The following is a 24,824-nucleotide window of genomic DNA, read 5'->3' as shown; positions in this document are numbered from 1 at the left end:
TTCTATTCTTGTTTTGCTTTATTGCATAGAAGTTAAACACTGTACGCTAAAAAACAAGACCAAGATAGCCGCTACAGGAAATACTCGTCAGAAGGCACTGGAAGTTCTGCCAGGCCTTTTTTCAAGGTGTCCGACCATTGCCGGCTGATCGAGGTGAAATATTCATCATCTTCGGAAATGCGCTTGCCCCGTGGCATCATCAAGCTGTCTTTTTTATACACCAGCACATCGAGTGGCATACCCACGGACACATTGGAACGTAAGGTCGAAGCAAATGAAATCAGCGAACAACGCAAGGCTTCATCCAGTGGCATCTCATAAGTCAAGGCACGATCCAGGATCGGTTTACCATATTTACTTTCACCAATCTGGAAATACGGTGTATCCCGGGTGGCACAGATAAAATTCCCTTGCGGATAGACATGATATAACTGCATATCCTGATCTTTAAGTTGTCCACCGACCAGTAAATTACAGTAATAATTAATCTGTTCCGACACATCCCCGGTCACATTGGCAATGACTTTTTTAAGGGTACTGCCAACCAGTTCAGCGACATCGAACATGGTATGCAGACTCAGGATATTGGGCTCCTGCTTCAGTTCGAGCTGGTTTTTGATATGTCCAATCACGGCCTGGGTTGTTGCCAGGTTTCCGGAAGCCTGTATTACAATCATACGTTCGCCTGGAATACCAAAGGTATACAGTTTGCGAAATACAGAAATGTGATCTACGCCGGCATTGGTCCGGGTATCACTAATAAAAAGCATACCTTGCTCTAAACGTAGCGCACAACAATACGTCATTTTTTTATCCTTATTAACAGCCTAACACCTGAACGATGGAATGCATGGACTCTACACCGCCCTTTTCCCTTACACCCCGTACCGGTGCCACATCCCAGTAATCACGCCCGATTGCCACATAGACATGCGAACTTGGGCTAAACAGCAGATTACTTACATCAAAACAATACCATGTCTGATCTACAAACACTTCAGCCCAAGCATGACTGGCCAGATGTGATGCATTTTGTGCATATAAATAACCAGACGCATAACGGGCAGGTAAACCCAGATATTTACACATGGCAATGAAAATGTGGCTATGATCCTGACAGACGCCCTGTCGTGCCTCAAAGGCATCGATGGCAGAGCCATGCACAGAGGTACTGTTAGAAATATAAGGTACATGTTCCAGCAATGCCTGTGCCAGCCCAATCAGATGTTGACGGCTTAATGCAGGCACATGACGTTGTGCAAAATCTTTCATTGCTGCATTGCATTGCGTCGCTTCAGTCGGCTGCAAGAAAATATTGGGATTAATCGAATCATTCAGACCACTCTCATGCGCGGGATTCAGCTCGACAATCCCTTGTGCCATGATCGTTAATGAAGAATAAGGTTCACGCTGGCTACTGGTAAGCCACAGATTATGAAATGCATCCTGCCGGATTTCTTTATGACCCGGCACACTGACATCCCAGGCATGCACGCGCTGATGCACATTGCTGGAAGGCATCATCTTGATATACTGAATGCTGTTCCTCACTTCAGCGGTATAGCTATAATGCGTCTGGTGATTCACCATCAATTTCATACATCTGCCTCAAACATTTGATGGATATGATCACTAAACTGATAGAATTGAATCAGGTCGGGCTGGGTACGTAACTGCTCCCAGTATTGTTCCAGATCACTCCAGCCCATTTCTACCAAGATTCTGACTACATAATCAATCTTGCAGAGTGTAGTACTGCTGTCTTCACCCAGACGTAACTGGTGATCGAGCTGTTCGACACATTGGCCTAAACTGAAGAACAGAAAGATATCGGAAGACTCAGCTTCCAGAATATCCTCACATTCGGTTACGACATCACAGATATAGCCGGCATTCTTGTCTGCAGTCTTGATCAACTTCATCATTTCCGCATATCCCGATGCCGACAATACCCCGCGTAGTTCCTGAATATTGTCTTTCGCGACTTTAAACTGCTGGCTAAAAGATGCGGCTTGGGTTGAATCCAGTATCAGTTCATTTAAGGAACTGGCATCAAAAGCTGGTAAACAAAAGGCGTGAGCATAAGCCAGAGCGGTCTCATCTTCTAGAAATGGAAAGCGCGCACATAAAGAGTGAGTGCGAGATAAATAACGCCCTAACCAAAAAATATGCTGCGCATTGCTATTCAGCAAAATCATGACATTTTCCTTCGTTGGAATATTATGAATGTAAATTGTCGACCACCCAGGTATCTTTAATACCGCCACCCTGTGATGAATTTACCACCAGTGAACCTGGTTGCATCGCTACACGTGTCAAGCCACCCTGCACAATTTCAGTACGGTACGGTGAACTTAAAACAAATGGGCGTAAGTCGATATGACGTTCAGCAATACCAAAACTGGTCAAAGTCGGACTTACCGATAAGTCCAAAGTAGGCTGCGCAATATACAAATGCGGTGCAGCTAGAATTTTCTCCCTGAAAGATTCAATTTGCTGTCTGGACGATTGCGGTCCAATCAGCATGCCATATCCACCTGAACCCTGTGCTTCTTTCACCACCAGCTGATCCAGATGTGCCAGGACATAGTTTAAATCTTCTAGATTACGACATGGATAGGTCGGAACATTTTTCAAAATTGGCTGTTCACCCAGGTAAAAATGAATCATTTTATCGACATAAGGATAAATCGATTTGTCATCTGCGACCCCGGTGCCCGGCGCATTGGCAATGACCACATTCTGTTGCAAATAGGCAGCCATTAAGCCAGGTACACCCAGACTACTATCCGGTTTAAAGCATAATGGGTCTAGATAAGCATCGTCGACCCTTCTATAAATAACATCGACCTGCTGACGACCACGTATGGTTTTTACATAAACTTTCGAGCCATCAACAAAAAGGTCACGCGATGTCACCAATGGCACATCCATCTCCCTTGCAAGAAAGGCATGTTCGTAGTAAGCACTATTAAAACGCCCTGGGGTCAATACCACCACAAAAGGCTTATCGACATAGGCATTTTCAATCAGGATTTCTTTCAGAAGTTGTGGATATTGCTCAATTCCGGCAATTTTGGCCTGCTCGAATACTTTAGGCATCAGCTTTTGACTAATCTTGCGGCATTCCAGCATATAAGACACGCCAGATGGCGTTCTAAGGTTATCTTCAAGGACATAAAATTCGCCCTTGGAATCCCGTACCACATCAATGCCGCTAATCTGGCTATAAATACCGCCTTTCAGGCTATGTTGATACATGTGTGGTTGATAAGCCTCATGCGTCAAAACCTGTAACTCAGGAATAATATTGGCTTTTAAAATATCCTGCTGATGATAAATATCATGCAGGAACAGATTCAGTGCGCGCACCCGTTGTGCCGAACCCAAAGCCACCATATTCCACTGTTTGCGGTCAATCACCCGCGGAATGATATCAAAGGGAATTGTTCTTTCTACGCCTTCTTCATCGCCGTACACAGTAAAGGTAATGCCATCATGTAAAAAATGTTCTTTGGCTACCTGATTCAGGGCATTGAGTTCATCCAGCGTATGTTGGGATAGCCATTCTTCCAGTCTTTGACCGGCCTGACTGGACATGACCTGATCATCTCGCATTTCATTAAAGAATTTTGAAGAGAGCTGTTGAAATAAAAGTTGTGGATGTGCTGTAGTTGATACCGTTGCTGTTTTTGTCTCTATAAAATTTTTCCCAAGATTTTGGGAACTAAAATTATCAAGTTTTTCAATTACATTTGTATCCTGATTTCCTTTAAGCATACAAACCTCGTGTTATGTTCTATTATAATTAAATCAAAGCAATATCCATGCCATTGAACCCGTATTGCAACTACCATTAATCTAATAAATACACCCTCAACTCAATGCTATTTTTTGCCAAGTTGTTTGAGAATTGTAGAGCAAATGTTGTGCAGAAAGACTTGCGAAAAAATGTGAGTTTTCTTATTGTGTTAATCTAAGTTAAATCCCGTCCTCTTTATTGCCAGCACAAAGAACTATGTCAGCACAAGAAAAAGAAACCTCGAATAGCCTGTATCGCCAATGGCAAATCTTGTCGCGTCTTTCTACCGGCAAATGGATGGGAACACGTGAATTACAGGAAATCCTGAATCGTGAAGGTATTGATATCAGCTTGCGCACCATTCAGCGTGACCTGAATCAGATTGCGCAGCGCTTTCCTATTGAGAGCAGTAAAACCACACCGCAAGGCTGGCGCTGGCGCTCAGATGCACCGTTGCAAAGTTTGCCGCATATGACCAGCTCGCAAGCCGTGACCTTTATGATGGTGGAAGAACATTTAAAACATCTGTTGCCACCTAGCCTGATCGAAGAAATGAATCCCTGGTTCGACCTGGCCCGACGCAGTCTTTCCTCGCAAAACAATGTCCGGCAATGGATTAATCGGGTGCGGATTGTGCCAGCCACCCAGCCCCTGATCCCGCCTGTAGTAGATAAAGCCGCGCAGCAAGCGGTCTACGAAGGCCTGTTGCAGGACAAGCAACTGGAATGTGTCTATCAGGGTCGCGGCCATAATAGTGAAGAAAAAACCTATATCCTGAATCCATTGGCTTTGGTGCAAAAAGGTTCGATTATCTATCTGGTCTGTACCCGTCATGATAAATCTGATATCCAGACTTTTGCCCTGCATCGCTTTAAATCGGCAATGGTGCTCAATTCACGCGCCCTGCATCCGGTCAATTTTGATATTGATGAATATATCGATTCTGGCGCATTGGGCTTCCGGGTGGACTTCAATCATCCAACTGAAAATGTCACCTTAAAACTCAGCATGTCGGAATCGGATGCGCATTATTTTGAGGAAAGCCAACTCAGCAAGGACCAGAAGATTGAAAAAATGGACAATGGTATGTCAGTGATCACAGCCACGGTTCCCTTTACTTCCCAGTTGATCTGGTGGTTGCGCAGCTTTGGTAAAAAAATCAAGCATATTGAGCCAAACATGGTTGCCAATGCGGTCAACCAGCTGGATGAAGAAAAGTCTTAACCACCTTGGTTTGATTAAACTTTTATAAATTTTCTGGAATAAAAAAAATCCCCAAATTGGGGAATGGAGAATTATGCTTGTATTTTTATAGTTATTCTGGTGATCTGCCGTTATACCCGCATACTTTTTCTAAGCAACCCAAAACTATGCCGGATGAATGTTTTAAACCTGAATATGCCATAGACATTAGCAAGCCAGCTCTGCAGCATTAAAACGGATTGATTTTTTTGTCATAGTTTAAACTCCTGTTTGGGTGATAAACCTACTATAAGAGCATCTTGCCTGATTATGAAATAAATAGAATGCATGTGCTTTGCAGATTTTCTCCATAGAATATTTTTTGCAGAATTTATCAGTATTTTCTGTCCAGGTATTGCAGCGCTCTGTACTGGTTTGGGCATGTTTATCAAACTGAATAACAATTCTCTGCTTGTATAAGCCCTTGCCTCTGCACATCATAAAGTCCTATAGAAGTAGAAATAGGGACTTAATTTTACAATGGCTAACCCTGCTCAATTAATACGTCACAAGCTGCTCAATACCTTTTTTTCCCGTCATTCGGTCTGGTTTGCCTGCATTCTGATTGCAGTGATTTTTACCACATTTCATATCGGTTATTCACCGCGTTATATCTATTATTTTATACCGCAAACTCTGGTGAATACGCTGTGGATCCTGAGCATTTTACTGAGCCTGCTTGGTTTATATGATGTATTACAGAACCGGCATTCTATTCTGAAGAACTATCCCATCATGGGACATTTCCGCTTTATCTTTGAGGAGTTTCGCCCCGAAATCCGTCAATATTTTATTGAAGCCGACCGGGATGCATTGCCCTTTTCCCGTATGCAGCGCAGTCTGGTATATCAGCGGGCGAAAAATGAAAATTCAGATAAACCTTTCGGCTCGATCCTGAATGTCTATGAAGATAATTATAGATTTGTCAGCCATTCCATCACCCCTTGCAAAATGGCAGACCCACAAACCTTTCGGATCCTGATCGGAAATGAACAGTGTACACAGCCTTTTTCCGCTTCCATTTTGAATATTTCAGCCATGAGTTTTGGCAGTATGAGTGCCAATGCTATTCGGGCACTGAACCTCGGTGCCAAGAAAGGTGATTTTTTTCATGATACCGGTGAAGGCAGTATCAGCCCCTATCATCTGGAATATGAAGGCGATCTGGTCTGGGAAATTGGTAGTGGTTATTTTGGCTGTCGTACTCTAGATGGGCAATTTGATCCGGAACGCTTTGCCGCCCAGGCCAAACTACCGCAAGTAAAAATGATTGAGATCAAGTTGTCGCAAGGGGCTAAACCTGGACATGGCGGTATTTTGCCTAAAAGCAAGATCTCGGAAGAAATTGCCCAGATTCGAGGCATCAGCCGTGAACATGATTGTGTGTCACCTTCCAGTCATCCGGCCTTTAACACTCCGATTGAAATGATGAATTTCATCCAGCAATTACGTGAACTTTCTAATGGAAAACCGGTCGGATTTAAACTCTGTTTGGGGCAGCCCTGGCAGTTTATGAGCATGGTTAAAGCCATGCTACATACCCAGATTTATCCTGATTTTATCGTGGTTGATGGTTCTGAAGGTGGAACCGGTGCTGCACCGATTGAGCTAATTGACTTTGTGGGTGCCCCTTTAAGAGAAGGCTTACTGTTTGTGCATAATACCCTTGTCGGCGCCGGCTTGAGAGATAAGATCAAAATTGGTGCAAGTGGTAAAATCATTAGTGCATTTGATATTGCCAGTACGCTCGCTATTGGGGCAGATTGGGTCAATTCGGCACGCGGTTTCATGTTTGCCGTCGGTTGTATTCAGGCACAAAGCTGCCATACCAACCAGTGTCCTGTCGGTGTCACCACGCAGGACAAAGACCGCCAGAAAGCCTTACATGTACCGACCAAGGCCGAACGCGTGTTTCATTTTCATAAAAACACCTTACATGCCTTGTCTGAACTGATTGCTTCTGCAGGTCTGAAACATCCTTCGGCAATTAAGGCCCATCATCTGGCACAACGTGTAAATAATCACGAAATAAAAAACTTTGCCCAGATTCACTTCTGGTTAAAAGAAGGTGAATTGTTGTCCTGTGAAAACAAGGATGAAGAGAACTTCTACTTCCGGATGTGGAATCTGGCCAAGCTTGAAGAGTTTTAAATTAATGTGATTAAAAGCAAAAAAGGCGTTTTATTCAAACGCCTTTTTTGCATATTTGATGTTCAATATATTAATAATAAGTTTTACTGCCCTGTGCATGCAGAAAAGCAGGAATCAGGCCAGTCAATGCAGCACGAATATCGGCCCGTTCATTGATCAGCTGATGCGACCCTTCTTCCAGCATCAGTAAGGTCTGGAGACGGAATTTACGCCGGATAAATTCGATATTATAACGCCAGTCCACGGTCTGGTCCTGCGCACCTTGTGCCAGCCAGACCGGAATACGGCAAGCTGGACGCGCTTCCATTTCCAGCATCCAGCGCGACATCGCCAGAATCCAGTCCATGCCCATCATCCGTGGCTGTAAGGGATCTTTAAGCCGGATAAACCGCAGAAATTCCGGATTATGGTTATTGCGTCTGAAATGCCGGGGAACTTCACGCTTGATTCGGCTAATAATGCCCAGCCCGACCGAATTATGCCACCAGGCGGTTTTCGCAGGACGGATCAGCGGAGATAACAACAGTACACGCTCTACAAAAGGGTTTTCGCGACGTTCTGCAAATTCCAGTAAATGGTGCATCCAGATCGCACCACCCGTACTTTGTCCAATGCCGACCCAAGGTTTAGGCAATTGCGAGGCATGCTGCACATAACGATGCACTGCATGCAAAACCTGCTGATAATGATCAAAATTCTGAATGCTGGCAGGTGAACCATCGCTCAGACCATGTCCGGGCAGGTCATAGGTCAATACACTAAAGCCCTGTTCCAGCAGCTCTTTCACAATAGGTTGATAAATTCCACTATGTTCCAGATAACCATGCAATAAGAAAGCGGTGCCCTGAACCTTGTCAAATCGGGTATTTTCCAGATTTGGCTCAAACACCTGTACATGCAATTTGAACAGTGGCATCTGTACATAGCCTTGCCAATGCTTGCAATCCAATAAATCAAAGCCATACAGCTTGCGATAGGATTGCAGGTCAATTGGCGGTTCATCACTACGATTCAGGTTTAACGGCGGCAACAGTTGTGGCGTAATATCCCGGCTTGGAATAGGTAAATCAAGTTGCTTCAGGATTGTGGGATTTAAAAATGGGATATCAGACATTATGGCACCTCCCGACAGTCACTAGATCCAAACCACATATCGCGCATGGTCGCCAACATTTCATAATTGGCTCGACGACTATGATCATAATTTTGCGCACTTGGACGCCATCGTGTCAAAGGCTTCGGCATGGGTGCCTCCACCGGAATAGTTTGTATACCATTTAAAGCAAATAAACGGCGGGTTCTTGGCATATGATAACGATCAGTGATCAAAATCACTGTCGGTGCTCCACCTTTCTTTTGTAATAATAATGAACTGAAACGGCTATTTTCGCAGGTATTCATGCTGCGATCTTCCAGCAATTTGGCATCGACATCATGCTGTTGCAGCCAGCGCTGCATATACGGTGCTTCAACACCACTCAGCACAATCGGTAACTGATAATGCTTTTCGACCGCCAATGTGGTTTCCAGACGCAGGCGGGTATAGTGATTGACGACAATCTCTTTGCCCTGTTCATCCAGAGTTAAGCCGCCACCCAATACCACAATGGCATAAGGCTGGGAGGTATTTGCCGGCTTCACCTGCTGCTGATCCTGTATCAAGGCCAAGTCCTGCTGAATTTCCTCTCCAGCAGTCTGTTGTACTGAACTGGCTTCTTGCTGTTGTACAGGATGCGTGTTCAGAAATTCAATATACTGTTCAATCCGCTCTTTGTTTTCACTGCTGTCCCAATCCAGCAATGCACGTACATTCGCAGTCGGATCGGCTGGCTCTGCCGGTTCTTGTGAGGACAATAAAGGCACTTGGGCGGGCGGACTTTGCTCGGCTTTTTGATTTTGCTGCTCGCGCTGATGTTCATCAATGACCTGTTGCAACGCTTTATAACGTGCCTGGATCAGAATCAGGTTGGCAGAATTATTTTGCTGGATATCCTGTTCCATCACCTTGAGATATGCCTGACGGGCAATCCATAGATCAGATCCGGGTTCCAGATTTTCATGCTCACTCAGCGCTGCCATTTTCTGGCTTTGCGCAGCGACTTCATTTAATTCTAAAGATACAAACTGGTTTAAGCCCTTAACAATCATTTGTGAATAGAAAGGCGTATAGACCAATACCAGTAGACAGCCGAAAAGCACAAACAGTCCAGTGACCACTTGTACAAAACGCACCATCCAATGGGTTTTACTCATATCATTCGTCATCCTGATGAGAACGGATCAATCCATTTTTATCAAACAATACAGGCTCCGGTTCCAGCATCAGCTTGAATTTTTCCCAGACCGAATGCTGTACCGCACGATAGGTTTTACGCACATCAGTCAGGGAGGCTTGACCATAATTTACCAGAACCAGCGCCTGTTTATGAAACATCCCCACAGGCCCCAACTGTTTACCCTTCCAGCCCGCCTGATCAATTAGCCAGCCCGCTGCCAGTTTAACCTGAGCATTGGCTTGCTGATAATGGGGCAAATTCGGGAAAGATGCTGCAATTTGGTCAAAGACCGCCTGATCGACCAGCGGATTTTTAAAAAAACTGCCCACATTGGGAAATTCCTGCGGATCGGGCAATTTACTTTGACGGATCTGAATGACCTGTTGCTGCAAGTTTTCCGCTGTCAGCTTATCACCCACTGCTGTCTTCAGATCACCGTAGTTGAGTTTCAGATCTGGCTGTTTCAGTAATTTAAAAGTCACATGTGTAATCACATAGCGGTTTGGATCATCTTTAAAAATACTATGTCTATAGGCAAACTGGCAATCAGCAGCGCCAATCGAAGCAAACTGTTTTAACTGACGGTCATAGACTTCGACAGACGCAATAAACTCGCCAACTTCAACGCCATACGCACCAATATTCTGTACCGGAGAAGCTCCCACACGCCCAGGAATCAAGGCCAGATTCTGCAAGCCATAGAAACCCTGTGCCGTGGTCCAGAGCACAAACTCATGCCAGCCCTGCCCGCCACCAACGCGTAAATATTGAAACTGATCATCAGCATCCAGCATATCGATACCCTGAATATCGATATGCAGAACCAGTGCATCAATCTGCTCCGGCAATAACATATTGCTGCCGCCTGACAAGATCAGCACATTGAGGTGCTGCTGTTCAGCAAAATCCAGTGCCGCCAGCAAATCAGCAGTCGACTGGATATGGGCATAATGGGAAGCCACCGCTTCTAGATTTAAGGTGTTAAAGGGTTTAAGTTGAACCTGAGTTTGAATCTGCATCGCTTAAACCTTGTGTACATTCTGTTTAAAAATTTCAACCCATGCCCGGCTGCTGGACTCGCACTGATCAAGCACCCGTTCAAAACCGTCCGCTTCGCCATAATAAGGATCTGGCAAGGCCTGTTTCGGATAGATCTGGTCATGCTCACTCATCATTGCCACTTTTGCACGTACATGACCAAACTCGGTTTCAGCCAGACGCTGTATGTTCTGGATATTGAACAGGTTTTCCAGATCCATCGCCAGAATCAGATCATAATCAATGAAATCATGCGCAGTCAGCTGACGTGCACGAAGCGCTGACAGATCATAGCCGCGTTTTCGCGCGTGCTGCTGGCTACGCAAGTCCGGTGCTTTGCCCGGATGATAATTACTGGTGCCGGCAGAATCGACCACAATGTTCAGTTGCTGTTCATCACAATAATGTCTGAGTACCACTTCTGCCGTGGGAGAGCGGCAAATATTTCCCAAACAAACACATAACACCTTGTATGGCGTTCTGGATGACATAAACAACCTCAGAGCTACTTTATTTTAAGGATTCTTATGTTAAGTTATTTATATAATGAATCCTATATCAGCAGCATAGAATAATCTCGTATTTGCAATAAAAAAATCAAGGATAACGCCATGAATCGCTTTCAGTTTCACACCGTCCCCAATATCATTGCCGGTCTCGGCACGATTCAGGAATTATTTAAAATTCTTAAAAATGGCCGTTATCAACGTCTTTTGCTGGTAACCGACCCGGGCATGCTCAAGCAGCAGTTACACCAGCCTATTCTTGATATTCTTGAATCTGCGGGTCTGGATTACGTGATTTACTCTGATGTTCAGGCCGACCCACCTGATACCGTGGTACTTGAAGCCGCGGCCTTTGCAAAACGGGAAAAGATTGATGTAGTACTGGGCTTTGGCGGTGGCAGCTCGATGGATGTAGCCAAGCTGATTGCAATTCTGGCGCATCCCCAGCAGCATCAAAACCTGTCCGACCTGTATGGCGTCGATCATGCCACCGGGCCACGTTTGGCTTTAATTCTGGTACCAACCACTGCCGGCACAGGCTCCGAAGTCACCCCCATTTCGATTGTCACCACAGGCAAAACCACCAAAAGCGGTATTGTTGCACCCATTCTCTATGCCGATATCGCCATTCTGGATGCCACCTTTACCCAGAACCTGCCAGCACAAATCACCGCCGCCACCGGCATCGATGCCATGGTACATGCCATTGAGGCCTATACCTCCAAACACAAAAAGAATCCCTATTCCGACATGCTGGCCAAACAGGCCTTAAGACTGCTAAATGCCAATTTGCAACGTGTGTTACAAGATGGTCAGGATCTAGATGCCCGGCAAAACATGCTGGTCGGTTCCATGCTGGCCGGACAGGCCTTTGCCAATGCACCGGTGGCTGCTGTGCATGCCCTGGCTTATCCACTCGGTGGGCATTTTCATCTGTCACATGGGCATAGCAACGCTTTGGTACTGACAGAAGTCCTGAAATTTAATGCACCGGCGGCCAAACAGCTCTATGCTGAATTGATGATCTGGTTGGACCCACGCAGTAAAGGTTGTCATGATGGTCTGACCGATCTGTTTATTGATCATTTTAATAATCATCTGATGCAAAGCGGTTTGACCTTAAAATTAAACCAGCTGAATGTCCCGGAACATATGCTGCATGTCATGGCAGAAGATGCCATGCAGCAAAGCCGGCTGTTACAGAATAATCCACGCGAACTCAAGCTGGATGATGCTTATCAGATTTATCAGGCGATTTACGCCTAGATCTATTTCCACCTAAGCCTTATCTAGCCGAGGACCTAATTTTGATGAAAGCCACAATCAAACAGCGCGAACATTATAAATTTTTCTTGCCCATTCAAACCCGCTGGGCAGACAATGATTTATACGGTCATGTCAACAATGTGACCTATTACAGTTATTTTGATACCGCAGCCAATGCCCTACTAATTCAGGAAGCAAATTTCGATCCAAAATATTCCCCGATGATTGGGCTGGTGGTCAGCTCCAACTGCCAGTTTAATCAGGAACTGTCTTATCCGGAAATTATTGAAGTCGGCGTAGCCATTGAAAGCATGGGAAATTCATCACTCAGCTATGATCTGGCTATTTTTAAGCGCAACTCAGATGCGGCGGCGGCTCAAGGTAATTTTGTGCATGTATTTGTCGATCGCGAAACACGAAAAAGCACCCCGATTCCAGCTGAAATGCGGGATGCTTTATCTCGATTTGTAATGCCTTAAAATCCAGTTTACTTGAGCTGAATATTTTGCAATTCACCATCGAACTGCTGCAACAGGTCACGTACCGCAGGTTCAGCCTGTAACAGTTCTTCCGCGCGTTTAAAGGCACGAGCCTTCCGCTGATGCTGCATGGTATACGGGGTTAGCTGGTCCACATTTTCAAATTTCACCTGAAAATGAGTTTGCGGCCACTGCTGTTGTAAAGCAGCTTCCAGAGTATGTTGCAGTTGTGTCAAAAGCTGCTGGTATTGCTCAGGGATATGAAAAACGGATTGGCCATTAATCTGTCCGCTCATGACACCATACTGTGCCAGCTCCTGCACGGCCGGAGAAAGCTGGCTGTTACGGAACCAGTACTCCCATTTCTCTACAGTCCATTCGCCATCCAGCATTTGCTCAGGTATTTTTAAAATATCCTGTGGCATCAGATTTTGCGTACTGGAATCTTGGGAAATGTCATCCGGTGTGGCAGCCTGAACTGGAGCGACTGCTTCACTCATAGACTGCGTAATGAGATCCTGTGAAATTTCCGGTTCTGCTGCAGCAGCAAGACTAAATTCTTCATCAGCCGGAATAAACTCTTCAAGCAGAAAATCATCCGAGCTGCTGCTTGTAGGCATTACTTCTACGGCGGCACTCTCGATCTCATCGAAACCAAACAGGCCTTTGTCGTCATTTGGATCAAAGACAATCTGATCATTAGACTGAACCTGCTCAATGGCTACCTGATTTATTTCTGGCTGCACAGGCTCAGGCACATGATTAGTTGGCTCGTCTTCATCGAGAAAATCATCTGAAGATGGTTCAGATGAGGATGCTGTATACACCTCCTCCTCGCCTTCATCTTCAAGCGAAAAATCATCAAATGCTGCTTCAGCTTCAACAACTGCTGGAGGCACACTTTGCGGCTGCAATTGGGTTTCAGCAGGTTGTTGCAAAGGAGTTGCTATAGTTTCTGTTTGCTGAGCAGCAGCTTGAGTCACCGGAACTTCATTCGGCTGTAAAGGACGAAACGCCAATAAGCGTAGCACCGTCATTTCAAAGCCTTGTTCCTGTGTCACCGCCAACTGTAGGTCAGCGCGTCCCTTGGAGGCAATCTGGTAATACAACTGTAGATCTTGAGCCGAAATCAGAGCGGATAATTGCATGATCTTTTGATTGATTTCAGCACTGTATTTCAGGCTTAAATCTGGCAGATATTGCAATAAAGCCAGTTCATGCAAGGTCGAAATCAGCTGATCTAAAACCAGTGACACATCCAGTGCCTGCTGACGGAATTGCAGTAATAACTGACTGACCTGTGCTTTCTGATTTTGATGAATCGCCAGAATCAGGTCATAAATAATGGTTCGGTCAATCAGACCGAGCATGTCTTTGACATCCTGATGCTGAATCGCACCCTGACCATAGGCAATTGCCTGATCAGTCAACGACAGCGCATCCCGTAAAGAGCCTTGAGCAGATTCGGCAATCTGCCAGATGGCATCCTGATCGGACTGAATGCTTTCCTGACCTAAAATCTGGGTCAGATGCTCGGTGATTTCGTCCACTGCCAACGGGCGCAAAGTAAACTGCAAACAGCGTGAAATTACAGTGATTGGCAGCTTTTGAGGATCTGTGGTGGCAAACAGAAACTTGACGTGTGCAGGCGGCTCTTCCAGCGTCTTTAATAGCGCATTAAAAGAATGCGTAGAAAGCATGTGCACTTCATCGATCAGATAGACTTTAAAGCGACCTTGAGTCGGTGCATAAGGCACATTGTCGAGCAGCTCACGGGTATCTTCGACTTTGGTACGTGAAGCCGCATCAATTTCGATCAAATCAATAAAGCGTCCTTCATTAACAGCAGTACAGGTCGCACAGACTTCACACGGTGTAGAGGTAATGCCGGTCTCACAGTTCAAGCACTTCGCCAAAATACGTGCAATCGTGGTTTTTCCGACACCACGCGTTCCTGTAAATAAATAGGCATGGTGCAAACGGCCACGTTCAAGCGCGCTGGTTAAAGCACGTGATACATGGTTTTGCCCCACCAATTCATTAAAATTACGAGGACGGTATTTTCGCGCAAGTACTTGATACATGTATGCTCCTTTTTACAGGTCTAAGCATACTGTTTTTTTATAAAATAGTGAAATGAATGCCAGTACATCGGTAATAAAAATCCCTTGATCAAAATATTAGAAAAAGGGATATAAAACATATATTTTGTTAAAATCAGACCGATTCAAACAGGATAAAGTCACTTTGCATCTGGTAGCGTTTGCCTGTTTGATCTTCACGAATTTCCAGAACATGCTTGTTCAGATCGACATAGAGCAGATTTCGGGTATCAACATTCAGCAGTTCGATCTCTTGTTGTGTATCATCCTGAAAGCGAATCGGCCCGGTAATGGTTTCAACCTGATTATGCCCACTCAAGCTTTCACGTGATAAAGTAAAAGTCTGATCTTCATGCAAGTCCAAAGCAACCGCCATACCCGGACAATCTTCACAACTGGAAAAACAGCCCATACAGGGTGTACTGCCCTGATAACTCCCGACCCAGGCAGGAATCTGAGCCTTGGCCTCAATAGCAGTATTTGCAGTCGATTGGTTTGGATCCTGACAGCCAAACAAGGCACTGCTTGCGACCAGAGGAATCATGAGCACTTTTTTCATCATTTCATATCACAGACCGGGAGTGGCAACAAAATAGCATATTTAACTGCGGTGCCAAACTCCCCAATCAGGAATATTTAACGCCAGCCTTTACGTCCGGTCAGGACGGCATCGGCGCAGCGTAAGGTTTCCTGTGTCAAACCCCACAGACGATAATCTCCAGTCAATGAACCAGTCGGAAAATTATGGGTATAGGCAAAACTTAAATTCCGCTCAGGATCACACCAGGCTCCCGAACCATTAAAGCCCATATGACCAAAACCTTGCGAGGCTTTACCTAAAGTAAGCACCCGGTGATAACCCAAACGCCAGTGCATCGGCAAAGGCATGACCCGATCACGTTTTTTATATTGCACCTGACTCAGGCGTTGAAATACCTCGGGCGAAATCAGTTGCTGCCCTTGCCATTCGCCGCGGTTGGCCAGCATGGCATAGATTTTTGCCAGACTCTCTGCAGTAAATACCCCATTGGCAGATGGAATAATCGCTTGCAGGCCTTGTTCACTGAAGAAACTGAAATTTCGCATGCCTTTCGGAATCATCGCATCCTGAAAATCCTGCGGATCCTGTCCACTCCAGACCAAAGCCCGTTCCATCAGGTTCGGTTTTCTGGGTACTGGTTTTCTTGCAAGCTGTGATTGAGGTCTGGCTATTTTAGGCTTGGAAATAGGTACGGCCACCCGAGCTAATTCATTTGTCGGTACGCTAAAATAGGCACCATTTAGCGCCAGAGGCTGCAGCAGATACTCCTGCATCAGTTCAGTTAAAGTTTTAGCTGTGGCTTTTTCCAGCGCACCGCCCACCTGCCAGCCAAAGGTCAGCGGTTGATAAGCGGCATCCGTACCAACCTGAAAGCGCGGTTCAGCTGCCGCAATCCGCTCCAGCATCCGCGGCCAGTCGGCCATTTCAGTGGCGTCGGCAATAATATTACGAATATCAAACAGACCACTTTGATGGCTGAGCATATCTGCCAGAGTAATATTTTCTTTACCTTTTTGCGCAAATTCGGGCCAATACTCTGCAACCGGCCGGTCATAATCAACCAGGCCCTGACTGACCAGAATATGTGCCAGTGTCGCCAGCACACCTTTACCTGTCGAATAGCACAAGGACATGGTATCGGCTTGCCAAGCCTCAGATTCCGATTTTTTTCCGGTATAAATATCGACGACTTTTTGTTCCTGAAAATAGACAACAAGTGCCGCACCACCCTGCTCTGCTCGGGCATGCTGCAGGCGACTAAACTGACGGGCAAGATCACGGAAATTTTCATTTACCGTCCCTTGATAATGAGCTATGTCCGCAAATAAATAATCTTTGAGTGGTTGCATCATTCTATCCATAGAATATTAATTCCTTAAAAACAAAAAAGCCTAAATCAGGTTTAGGCTTTTATCGGGCTTTAAATTGTTTTTACAGTTCCCGTGACATGCGGCTTCTGATTTTTGCTGTTACGAATCAGGAATTCTGTATCATTCGCTGTTTTCGCAGTCAGGAATTGCACTTTGGAAGGTAGATATAATGGCAGTTTAAACCAGACATCTGCTTCGTAGGCATCGGGCAATGCCAGACTGGACAAAGCTTTGGCCTTGGTCCACATACCATGCGCAATCGCCTGTTTAAATCCGAATGCCTTGGCGGTTACAGCATGAATATGAATCAGATTAAAGTCACCTGAGGTCATGGCATAACGGCGACCCGTATTTTCCAGAATTTCCCATTCAGCATTTAGCTCATAATCCGGTGTTTTATTTTCGGAAATTTTGGCTGCAGCTTTAGCATTCGTCTTTTGACGGGACAGATAAGTGGTCAAAGCTTCAACCACCACTTCCTCACCGACTTTTACCGTGGTGATGAAATCAAATTGTACACCCTTATCATGTGGCTGCAATTCACCAAACTTGCAGGACAAGGTCAGAGATTCATTGACTCCGATTTTACGATACTGTTTGACCTGATTGCGAATATGCACCAGACCGAGAACCGGAAAAGGAAAGGCTTCAGCGGTCATCATGTGCATTTGCAGACTTTGCGAAAGAACAGTCAGGTAAATAGCTGGAATATAGCCATTATTTTTAAAGCCACAAACTTCATTATAGGCTTTCAAATGTTTTTGATCGACCTTGAATGAATCCACCACATATTCAACTTGCGGCAGAACTTTTTCACCCTTCGGCTTTTTAAAAATCAAGCCCTGAATCACTTTCGGATAGGCTAAATAAGGTTTTGGAAGCTGACTAAAATGGCGCGTATTCATACTGAACCTTTGAGAAGTTTTTCTAATTTATTTAATGGAGTTCTCTCTCCCTCTGGGAGAGAGCTAGAGAGAGGGTTAATAATATATCCCCTTATCTCCCTCTCCTAAATCCTCTCCCCAAGGGAGAGGACTTTAATGTGTTAAGCCCCTAACAGGCTTTGACCGCAGACACGTACCACGTTGCCATTCAAACCTGAAGAAGCAGTAGAAGCAAACATCGCAATCGCTTCTGCCACATCCACAGGATGACCACCCTGGCTCATGGAATTCATACGGCGTCCGGCTTCACGAATGGCAAATGGAATTGCTGCTGTCATTTGCGTTTCAATAAAGCCCGGTGCCACAGCATTAATGGTTATACCATTTTTTAATGTCGGTGCTGTGAATTTCACCACACCAATCACACCTGCTTTAGAAGCTGCATAGTTGGTTTGACCCAGATTACCTGCAATACCTGAAATAGAAGATACACAGATAATACGACCATTTGCATTTAGACCATCGTTGGAGATCAGGTAAGCATTGACACGTTCAATTGCTGACAGGTTGATGTTAATGACCAGATCCCAAAGCTCGGGCTTCATATTGGCCAAAGTCTTGTCACGGGTAATCCCGGCATTATGCACAATGATGTCCAGACCGCCTTGTGCCGCTGCTGCCTGTTTGATCTTCTCGCCTGCATCGGCTGCAGTAATGTCAATCGCCAGTGTAGAACCGCCAATTTCACCAGCAACACGATCCAGATCCGCTTGCTGTTGTGGGACATCCAGACAAATCACATGGGCGCCATCACGTGCCAGCACATGTGCAATCGCTTCACCAATTCCGCGGCTTGCACCAGTCACCACTACAGTTTTACCTGCCAGTGGCTTGCTCCAGTCTACATCTACTGCTGCCGCTGCAGATACACGAACAACCTGACCCGACACATAGGCAGAGCGTGGAGAAATTGCAAAACGTAGCACAGACTCAAGATTGGCTTCGGCGCCTGTGTCGACATAAATCAGGTTTGCAGCAATGCCCTTTTTAAATTCTTTGCCCATAGATTTGACAAAACCTTCGAGCGCACGCTGTGCAATTGCCTGACTCACAGATTTTGCAGATTCAGGCGTTGTGCCGATCACGACCACACGCCCAGAACTTTGAATCTGACGCGCAATCGGATTAAAGAATTCATAAAGTGATTTCAACTGCTCTGAATTTTCAATACCGGAAGCATCGAAAATAACCACTTTAAACTTGGATTCTTTATCGCCGGTATTAAAGGCATTCAGGTTCAGACCCGATTTCGCCGCTGCCTGTTGCAGTTCAGTATTATTGCCTGCATAGCTATTGGCATGAATATTGGCCAGTACCTGGGCAATCGAACCGGTCAATACACTCGCAGGTGCTGCACCGAATAAAACAGCGCCTTTGACTACTGGCGTTGCGGACTCGAAACGGTCTAGGGAAATTGGGGATGGCAGACCCAGATTTTTAATGACAAATTTACCAATAGGAGATTTTGCGAAAGTTTGGTACTGATCAGTCATGTTTATTATCTCTCATACAAATTAATTTTTGATCGATCTAAAGTTATCCTTTAACTTCAATATAATGCCAGATACTTATATTGCAATAGATCTACCAGATTCCAAGCAATCATACTTGAGATATCTGGCAGATGACTTGACCTGAGCGCAGTCTGCAATGTCATTGTAGTCAATACAGCCTATACTCATCTGTGCTAATGTAAGCGACAAGAAGACGATCAATTTGCTTGGAAAAGCCTTATGAGCAAAACAACTCAAGAAAATCCAGCAGTCGAGAATTCCGCATCTCCAGCTGTGTCAAAATCATCAACACGTGTCAAGCGTAGCACTAAAAACACGGATACAGCCGCTGCTGCAACAAAAAGTCGGGCTAAAACCTCGCGTACCCGTCGCACAGCGAGCAGTAGCAGCCAGACGACATCAACTCAGACAGATTCAGTTTCGAAAACACAGCCTTCTGTTCAACAGGATAATAATATGAGCCAAAACACAGTTCGCCGCGTGGCTATTCTTGGTGGTAACCGTATTCCATTTGCACGTTCGAATGGTGCCTATTTTACTGCCTCTAACTCGGACATGCTGACCGCAGCATTAAATGGTCTGGTAGAGCGCTTTAGTCTGCAAGGTCAACGTGTCGGTGAGGTGGTTGCAGGTGCTGTCCTGAAGCATAGCCGTGACTTTAACCTGACCCGCGAATGCGTTCTGGATACAGCATTGGCACCAGAAACTCCAGCTTATGATATCCAGCAGGCCTGTGGCACGGGTTTACAAGCTGCATTTTCAGTGGCAAACAAGATTGCACTGGGTCAAATTGAAGTAGGTATTGCAGGTGGTGTAGATACCACGTCTGATGCACCGATTGCATTTGGTGATGGCTTGCGTAAAGCACTACTTGAACTGAACATTGCCAAAACTGCAAAAGACCGTTTAAAAGCCTTGACCAAAATCAATGTCAAAGAACTGATGGATGCACCTAAAAATGGTGAGCCACGCACCGGCTTGTCTATGGGCGATCATCAGGCGATTACCACTCTGGAATGGGGTATTTCCCGTGAAGCGCAAGATGAACTTGCTGCATCTTCACACCAGAAAATGGCAGCAGCCTATGCAGAAGGTTTCTTTGATGACCTGATTACGCCATTCCTGGGTTTAGAGCGCGACAATAACCTGCGCGCTGACTCTTCAGTGGAAAAACTGGCCAAGCTTAAACCTGCATTTGGCAAAGGCGATGCGCGCACCATGACTGCCGGCAATTCTACTCCACTGACAGATGGTGCTTCTTGCGTTCTGCTTGCGTCCGAAGAATGGGCAAAAGCCAATGGTCATGAAGTACTGGCCTATCTGACCTTCCAGGAAACTGCAGCAGTTGATTTCGTTGAGAAAAAAGAAGGCCTATTGATGGCACCAGCTTATGCTGTTCCCCGTATGCTGGAACGTGCAGGTCTGAAACTTCAGGACTTTGACTATTATGAAATTCATGAAGCATTTGCATCGCAAGTTCTGTCGACCTTAAAAGCCTGGGAAGACCCTAAATTCTGTAAAGAGCGTTTAGGTCTGGATGCACCACTCGGTTCAATTGACCGTGCAAAACTGAACGTAAAAGGCTCATCGCTTGCAGCCGGTCATCCATTTGCAGCAACCGGCGGTCGTATTATTGCGACAGCAGCGAAACTGATTTCCCAGAAAGGTTCAGGCCGTGTACTGGTATCAATCTGTGCTGCCGGTGGTCAGGGTGTCACAGCGATTATTGAAAAATAATTGCTATTACTGCGATAAAAAAACCGCTCTTTTGAGCGGTTTTTTTACCAGCTAAATTTATTGGTTTGGTAATGGATTATCAGCAAAATATTGATCAATGGGATTGATTCGAGTTTTACCTGGAACAGCATTGACAATACCTTGATTAATTCCAACATAAAGCTGATCTTGCGGTGCCAAATGGAATTTATTTACATCCGGGTCCATATAAGGAATTGAACCGGGTTGGCGTTGCAAGTAAAAGTGTAACCATTCCATCATGGGCTGGAAGCCATAAGCTGAATTGGCCCAGGCACTACTATGACTACCAAAACCGTGTCCAAACTCATGAGCGATGATGCCATAGCCTGACTGGCGGTAATGCCCATAGAAAAGCCATGTATCAACCCCCAATACTTCTCCACCACCGAGACCACCGCCCATTGCAGTGACTCCAAGATTAATACTGGTACGGTTTAATATCTGCTGATACATACGTGCATAATCTTCCGCCTTGTAAATGCCTTTTTCAGCTTCCACAAAACCTGCATCACCAAAGAAATCATGGCCCATTACTTTCTTATGATTAAACCAAAGGTGCTCAAATTCTGGAGTGCTCAACATGAATGCTAAATTGGTCATCATCATGACCCATTCACGTGCATATAAGGCATTGATCTTACGCCATTTTGAATCATAATCCTGATTATAATTACCAAAGAAAATTTTCCATTTGGCTTTAATCTGATTCAATTTTTGAACATGCAAATCTGTTTCAGAATGGAATTTAAATTCGAAAAGTCCTGCAGGTATTTGTTTTATCTGACTCAAACCTGATAACTGAATTGATCCACGACCATTTACCAAAGGGAAAAATGACTGATCATTCAGCCTTAAGGCGAAACGTGTTTTTGAAAAAGCCTCTATTTCATCAATATGAGCCAATACCATCCATTGGTCAGAATTTTTTAATCGGGCATGTAGTTGCACATCTTTAACAGGTACAGCGCTATAACTTTGCAGGTCTAAACTTGTACCATTGAGCTGGGCAGATAATATCTTGTCCATAAATACATGGCGTTCTTCCTTGTTGGTCAAAGTCTCCCAGCTTTCACCGTCTTGTAACATACGAGACTGCTGTATTGCCTGAGACTGTTTTAGCCCAATAACTGCTGCAGTCTGATTGCTGTGATTTTGCTGTAACTGACGTAAAGGCAACAAGGTGATTTTCTGATTGGCTAAATGTAATAAAGTCGAATCATAAACAAACAGATCACTGGCCTTGGGTATGACCTGCGTATCTATCCCATCATTTAAACGATATTCACTAAATTGATCAAGCCGCTGCGTGGGTAAAATCTGGTGGTCACTGAAAGATTGTGCAGAATAGCTCTCAATCACGCCATTATTTCGAGAAACATAAACTTTTCCATCAGGAGCATGGTTTATAACCGTTGATAAAGCATTTTCTGTGAGTATCGGTTGAACATCCGTGTCGCCTTGCTTCAGACTCTTTAAGTCATGCACATAGGTAGTGCCGTTCGGCAAGCTGGTATAGAGAAAATCCCCTATGCTTTGCATACGTGCATTACAATTACGGGCACAATTTGGCAGACTTAAACGTGCAAACTTATTGGCTTTTAGATGGTTTTCTGGCCGAATATCACTTTGCTGCCAAACATTAATACGCCCTTGAATATCTGGCGCATAGATAAATCGATCATCGGCCGCCACGGCATTACTATGCACTAAGGCATAATTGAATATATCGCCCCACCAGTTACCTGTACCCAATGCCATAACGAATTGTGGCTGCCCTGTTGCAATATCAATCACATCAATACGGTTAGAACCATAAGAAGCCACATAGAGTCGACCTGCATGTACGCTAATATCAACAATACCGTCCCATGTTTTCGACAAACCGGTTAAAACTGCTGGATCAATAGCAGTCAAAGCACGCTTTTGCTTCAGGTCATAACGTAAAATTTGTGAGGCTGTTTGACTATTTGAGATATAGAGCATATCTCCATCCAAAGCCATCGCAGTCGGATTCCAGCTGCTTAAACCGAAATTTTGAGCCGTGAGTTCCGAACCGACATCCAAGACCTGGAATTCAGAAATTTTGGTAAGTTGAGTATTATTTCCTGTTGAGGGATTAGAGCCGACCGCACCTGATTCAGGATGAGATGCATGGCTTCCATTCTCACTGCCACCGCCGCCACAAGCAGTCATGACCAAGATGATGCTTAAACCAAGCAGGCTATATTTTAACTTCATGGATTTTCCTAGATGCAAATGCACAAAATTCTACCCTTATAAAGGGCTTTAGCATGATTACCAAGCTGAATAAATGTGCAATGTATCAAGGGAATAGCGCTATTTAATAAACTTTACACACAAAGCACAGGAAATCTCGCCTGTGCTTTATTTTTTTCTCGGTTTTTCTCATTATATTTTTCGATGCTCAGGCTGATATCCAAGCATTTCCTCTATCGCGTCATAACACCACTGAAAAATAAAGGTATAAACCAGAATACACATGGTCAAACTAAAATCGAGCACAATCGCCTGCCATAAACTCATGTTCATGGCATATGCCACCATTGGAATGGTTGCGAGCATCAAGCCGCCTTCAAAGCCAATCGCATGCAGAAGGCGTATTTTTATAGTTCGCTTCAGTTGACGTTTCGCTTCAAATTTTTCGAAATAATGGTTAAACAGCATATTCCAGATGACTGAAGTCACTGCCATTGCAATGCCCAGTACACCTGTAACTTCTAGCGGCATATTAAAAATAACACTCAAAGCGATTGCAATGATCACCAACAGGATGACTTCATAGCTGAGCGCATGTACTAGTCTTCTTCTGGAAATCAACATTTTCATTACTCGGTTTGTTTATCAATATGGTGCATATTATGTTCTTTAAGCTGATTAATCGAGTTAGAATCTTTCAATAATATTGATAGATAAAATGATATGAACATTAATCAGGAACAACTGACTGTATTTAAAACTGTGATGGAAACCGGTTCATTCTCTGCTGCGGCACGCAAATTAGGTAAAGTTCCCTCTGCCATTAGCATGTCGATTGCAAATTTAGAGATTGACCTGAATCTGCAACTGTTCCAGCGGATTGGACGTGAGCCGGTAGCCACTGAACAGGCGCAAATCCTGTATGAAAAAACCCAACAGCTGTTAATCGAAATGAATCAGTGGAAACAGCATGCGCTGGCACTCAGTTCGGGTCTGGAGTCAGAACTGAATATCGTCATCGTATCTGAATTACTTCATACCCGCTGGACTGACTATGTGGTATTGGTCGAGCAGCAGTTTCCGGAACTTCAGATCAATGTTTTTGGCGCTCCTCAAGAAGATGCCCAGCAGATGCTTCTGGATGGCAGCGCACAACTGGCGCTGATGTTTGAGCGGGAACAACTCGATGCACGTGAACAATTTGTAGAATTAAAGCCTGAAGTACTGATTCCTGTAGCAGCCAGACAGCATGCACTGAGCCAACATGATCGGGTCAGCTTTGAACAGATTTTAAACAGCCGCCAGATTGTGGTGGCCAGCCGTAACCACAAGATTAAGCCTGAACTATTATTTTCCCGTCATTACTGGCGTACTGATAATCACCACTCTGCCTGTAGCATGATTCAGCAAGGTTTGGGTTGGGGTGTTCTGCCGCAGGAAATGCTAAAAGAACAGCCGAATTTACAACAGAACCTGAAGGTACTGAATCTGTTCGACTTCACTCCAAAATTTGAATATTTTGTCGATCTGGTCTGGAGTCGGGAAAGCAACCTGGGGACAGCTGCTCATTTTTTGATTAATCACATCCGCAATCAGCGCAAAAGCAGCGAATAATCAC

General features: G+C 44.9%; 21 protein-coding genes. 6 read left to right on the top strand and 15 right to left on the bottom strand.

Annotation, left to right across the window (positions count from 1 at the left end; all coding sequences use genetic code 11):
* Window positions 1–71: 71 nt before the first annotated feature.
* From AC3IT7_RS05745 to AC3IT7_RS05730, 4 genes are read right to left on the bottom strand one after another with little or no spacing between them, the layout of a single operon-like run.
* Window positions 72–806 (bottom strand): proteasome-type protease, encoded by a 735-nt coding sequence (locus AC3IT7_RS05745; RefSeq protein ID WP_475653559.1) that lies wholly within the window; start codon window positions 804–806, stop codon window positions 72–74.
* A gap of 13 nt (window positions 807–819) precedes the next feature.
* Complete coding sequence (locus AC3IT7_RS05740) at window positions 820–1,599, bottom strand: transglutaminase family protein (protein ID WP_489249704.1); 780 nt, start codon at window positions 1,597–1,599, stop codon at window positions 820–822.
* Complete coding sequence (locus AC3IT7_RS05735) at window positions 1,596–2,198, bottom strand: alpha-E domain-containing protein (RefSeq protein WP_489249703.1); 603 nt, start codon at window positions 2,196–2,198, stop codon at window positions 1,596–1,598. The genes AC3IT7_RS05740 and AC3IT7_RS05735 overlap by 4 nt, the downstream gene beginning before the upstream one ends.
* Window positions 2,199–2,220: 22 nt before the next feature.
* On the bottom strand, window positions 2,221–3,780 hold the full coding sequence (locus AC3IT7_RS05730) for a circularly permuted type 2 ATP-grasp protein (RefSeq protein WP_489249702.1): 1,560 nt from the start codon (window positions 3,778–3,780) through the stop codon (window positions 2,221–2,223).
* Between the two features lie 238 nt (window positions 3,781–4,018).
* On the opposite strand from AC3IT7_RS05730, the gene AC3IT7_RS05725 reads away from it, so the two are divergent.
* Both AC3IT7_RS05725 and AC3IT7_RS05720 read left to right on the top strand, forming a co-directional pair.
* The gene (locus AC3IT7_RS05725; RefSeq protein ID WP_489249701.1) at window positions 4,019–5,026 is read left to right on the top strand and encodes a helix-turn-helix transcriptional regulator; all 1,008 of its coding nucleotides are present in this window, start codon (window positions 4,019–4,021) and stop codon (window positions 5,024–5,026) included.
* 498 nt (window positions 5,027–5,524) lie between these two features.
* Window positions 5,525–7,195, top strand: coding sequence for an FMN-binding glutamate synthase family protein (locus tag AC3IT7_RS05720; protein WP_489249700.1), 1,671 nt, complete (start codon window positions 5,525–5,527; stop codon window positions 7,193–7,195).
* Window positions 7,196–7,265: 70 nt separating this feature from the next.
* Here the strand turns inward: AC3IT7_RS05720 and AC3IT7_RS05715 are convergent, their stop codons facing one another.
* The 4 genes from AC3IT7_RS05715 to AC3IT7_RS05700 are packed head-to-tail and all read right to left on the bottom strand — an operon-like array spanning window position 7,266 to window position 11,000.
* Window positions 7,266–8,309: an alpha/beta hydrolase gene (locus AC3IT7_RS05715; RefSeq protein WP_313390599.1), complete on the bottom strand. Its 1,044-nt coding sequence runs from the start codon at window positions 8,307–8,309 to the stop codon at window positions 7,266–7,268.
* Window positions 8,309–9,448 (bottom strand): YdcF family protein, encoded by a 1,140-nt coding sequence (locus tag AC3IT7_RS05710; RefSeq protein WP_489249699.1) that lies wholly within the window; start codon window positions 9,446–9,448, stop codon window positions 8,309–8,311. Before AC3IT7_RS05710 ends, AC3IT7_RS05715 begins: the two co-directional genes overlap by 1 nt.
* 1 nt (window position 9,449) lies before the next feature.
* Window positions 9,450–10,490: a UDP-N-acetylmuramate dehydrogenase gene (gene murB / locus AC3IT7_RS05705; RefSeq protein WP_489249698.1), complete on the bottom strand. Its 1,041-nt coding sequence runs from the start codon at window positions 10,488–10,490 to the stop codon at window positions 9,450–9,452.
* Between the two features lie 3 nt (window positions 10,491–10,493).
* Window positions 10,494–11,000: a low molecular weight protein-tyrosine-phosphatase gene (locus tag AC3IT7_RS05700; RefSeq protein WP_489249697.1), complete on the bottom strand. Its 507-nt coding sequence runs from the start codon at window positions 10,998–11,000 to the stop codon at window positions 10,494–10,496.
* A 120-nt stretch (window positions 11,001–11,120) separates the two neighbouring features.
* On the opposite strand from AC3IT7_RS05700, the gene AC3IT7_RS05695 reads away from it, so the two are divergent.
* A complete protein-coding gene (locus tag AC3IT7_RS05695; protein ID WP_489249696.1) occupies window positions 11,121–12,281 on the top strand; it encodes an iron-containing alcohol dehydrogenase in 1,161 nt (386 codons plus the stop codon).
* Between the two features lie 44 nt (window positions 12,282–12,325).
* Window positions 12,326–12,760, top strand: a complete 435-nt coding sequence (locus AC3IT7_RS05690; RefSeq protein ID WP_475653972.1) for an acyl-CoA thioesterase — start codon at window positions 12,326–12,328, stop codon at window positions 12,758–12,760.
* An 8-nt stretch (window positions 12,761–12,768) separates the two neighbouring features.
* On the opposite strand, the gene dnaX is transcribed toward AC3IT7_RS05690, so the two are convergent.
* From dnaX to AC3IT7_RS05665, 5 genes are all read right to left on the bottom strand, one after another.
* Window positions 12,769–14,844 carry a DNA polymerase III subunit gamma/tau gene (dnaX, locus tag AC3IT7_RS05685; protein WP_489249695.1) on the bottom strand — a complete coding sequence of 692 codons (2,076 nt, stop codon included), beginning with the start codon at window positions 14,842–14,844 and terminating at the stop codon, window positions 12,769–12,771.
* Window positions 14,845–14,977: 133 nt separating this feature from the next.
* On the bottom strand, window positions 14,978–15,421 hold the full coding sequence (locus AC3IT7_RS05680; RefSeq protein ID WP_489249979.1) for a copper resistance protein NlpE N-terminal domain-containing protein: 444 nt from the start codon (window positions 15,419–15,421) through the stop codon (window positions 14,978–14,980).
* A gap of 77 nt (window positions 15,422–15,498) precedes the next feature.
* On the bottom strand, window positions 15,499–16,752 hold the full coding sequence (locus AC3IT7_RS05675) for a serine hydrolase domain-containing protein (RefSeq protein WP_489249694.1): 1,254 nt from the start codon (window positions 16,750–16,752) through the stop codon (window positions 15,499–15,501).
* Window positions 16,753–16,823: 71 nt separating this feature from the next.
* Window positions 16,824–17,678 carry a MaoC family dehydratase gene (locus AC3IT7_RS05670; RefSeq protein WP_475653963.1) on the bottom strand — a complete coding sequence of 285 codons (855 nt, stop codon included), beginning with the start codon at window positions 17,676–17,678 and terminating at the stop codon, window positions 16,824–16,826.
* Between the two features lie 140 nt (window positions 17,679–17,818).
* Window positions 17,819–19,210 carry a 3-oxoacyl-ACP reductase gene (locus tag AC3IT7_RS05665; protein WP_489249693.1) on the bottom strand — a complete coding sequence of 464 codons (1,392 nt, stop codon included), beginning with the start codon at window positions 19,208–19,210 and terminating at the stop codon, window positions 17,819–17,821.
* A 240-nt stretch (window positions 19,211–19,450) separates the two neighbouring features.
* On the opposite strand from AC3IT7_RS05665, the gene AC3IT7_RS05660 reads away from it, so the two are divergent.
* On the top strand, window positions 19,451–20,968 hold the full coding sequence (locus AC3IT7_RS05660) for an acetyl-CoA C-acetyltransferase (RefSeq protein ID WP_489249692.1): 1,518 nt from the start codon (window positions 19,451–19,453) through the stop codon (window positions 20,966–20,968).
* A gap of 57 nt (window positions 20,969–21,025) precedes the next feature.
* Here the strand turns inward: AC3IT7_RS05660 and AC3IT7_RS05655 are convergent, their stop codons facing one another.
* Together AC3IT7_RS05655 and aceI are read right to left on the bottom strand one after the other, a co-directional pair.
* Window positions 21,026–23,227, bottom strand: a complete 2,202-nt coding sequence (locus AC3IT7_RS05655) for a YncE family protein (protein ID WP_489249691.1) — start codon at window positions 23,225–23,227, stop codon at window positions 21,026–21,028.
* 171 nt (window positions 23,228–23,398) lie between these two features.
* Entirely contained in the window at window positions 23,399–23,830 is a 432-nt protein-coding gene (aceI, locus tag AC3IT7_RS05650) for a chlorhexidine efflux PACE transporter AceI (RefSeq protein WP_475653970.1), read from the bottom strand.
* Between the two features lie 99 nt (window positions 23,831–23,929).
* Here aceI and aceR point away from each other — a divergent pair, with 99 nt between their 5' ends.
* Window positions 23,930–24,820 (top strand): HTH-type transcriptional regulator AceR, encoded by an 891-nt coding sequence (gene aceR, locus AC3IT7_RS05645; protein WP_489249690.1) that lies wholly within the window; start codon window positions 23,930–23,932, stop codon window positions 24,818–24,820.
* Window positions 24,821–24,824 lie beyond the last annotated feature (4 nt).

Source organism: Acinetobacter sp. KH_038, assembly GCF_057839405.1.
The sequence above is the reverse complement of the archived record's forward strand: the minus strand, read 5'-3'. Positions and strand labels throughout refer to the sequence as shown.

Bases quoted from the DNA above. Each gene is read 5' to 3' on its own strand.
- AC3IT7_RS05745 (WP_475653559.1), bottom strand. From the start codon at position 806: ATGACGTATTGTTGTGCGCTACGTTTAGAGCAAGGTATGCTTTTTATT.
- AC3IT7_RS05740 (WP_489249704.1), bottom strand. From the start codon at position 1,599: ATGAAATTGATGGTGAATCACCAGACGCATTATAGCTATACCGCTGAA.
- AC3IT7_RS05735 (WP_489249703.1), bottom strand. From the start codon at position 2,198: ATGATTTTGCTGAATAGCAATGCGCAGCATATTTTTTGGTTAGGGCGT.
- AC3IT7_RS05730 (WP_489249702.1), bottom strand. From the start codon at position 3,780: ATGCTTAAAGGAAATCAGGATACAAATGTAATTGAAAAACTTGATAAT.
- AC3IT7_RS05725 (WP_489249701.1), top strand. From the start codon at position 4,019: ATGTCAGCACAAGAAAAAGAAACCTCGAATAGCCTGTATCGCCAATGG.
- AC3IT7_RS05720 (WP_489249700.1), top strand. From the start codon at position 5,525: ATGGCTAACCCTGCTCAATTAATACGTCACAAGCTGCTCAATACCTTT.
- AC3IT7_RS05715 (WP_313390599.1), bottom strand. From the start codon at position 8,309: ATGTCTGATATCCCATTTTTAAATCCCACAATCCTGAAGCAACTTGAT.
- AC3IT7_RS05710 (WP_489249699.1), bottom strand. From the start codon at position 9,448: ATGAGTAAAACCCATTGGATGGTGCGTTTTGTACAAGTGGTCACTGGA.
- murB (WP_489249698.1), bottom strand. From the start codon at position 10,490: ATGCAGATTCAAACTCAGGTTCAACTTAAACCCTTTAACACCTTAAAT.
- AC3IT7_RS05700 (WP_489249697.1), bottom strand. From the start codon at position 11,000: ATGTCATCCAGAACGCCATACAAGGTGTTATGTGTTTGTTTGGGAAAT.
- AC3IT7_RS05695 (WP_489249696.1), top strand. From the start codon at position 11,121: ATGAATCGCTTTCAGTTTCACACCGTCCCCAATATCATTGCCGGTCTC.
- AC3IT7_RS05690 (WP_475653972.1), top strand. From the start codon at position 12,326: ATGAAAGCCACAATCAAACAGCGCGAACATTATAAATTTTTCTTGCCC.
- dnaX (WP_489249695.1), bottom strand. From the start codon at position 14,844: ATGTATCAAGTACTTGCGCGAAAATACCGTCCTCGTAATTTTAATGAA.
- AC3IT7_RS05680 (WP_489249979.1), bottom strand. From the start codon at position 15,421: ATGAAAAAAGTGCTCATGATTCCTCTGGTCGCAAGCAGTGCCTTGTTT.
- AC3IT7_RS05675 (WP_489249694.1), bottom strand. From the start codon at position 16,752: ATGCAACCACTCAAAGATTATTTATTTGCGGACATAGCTCATTATCAA.
- AC3IT7_RS05670 (WP_475653963.1), bottom strand. From the start codon at position 17,678: ATGAATACGCGCCATTTTAGTCAGCTTCCAAAACCTTATTTAGCCTAT.
- AC3IT7_RS05665 (WP_489249693.1), bottom strand. From the start codon at position 19,210: ATGACTGATCAGTACCAAACTTTCGCAAAATCTCCTATTGGTAAATTT.
- AC3IT7_RS05660 (WP_489249692.1), top strand. From the start codon at position 19,451: ATGAGCAAAACAACTCAAGAAAATCCAGCAGTCGAGAATTCCGCATCT.
- AC3IT7_RS05655 (WP_489249691.1), bottom strand. From the start codon at position 23,227: ATGAAGTTAAAATATAGCCTGCTTGGTTTAAGCATCATCTTGGTCATG.
- aceI (WP_475653970.1), bottom strand. From the start codon at position 23,830: ATGTTGATTTCCAGAAGAAGACTAGTACATGCGCTCAGCTATGAAGTC.
- aceR (WP_489249690.1), top strand. From the start codon at position 23,930: ATGAACATTAATCAGGAACAACTGACTGTATTTAAAACTGTGATGGAA.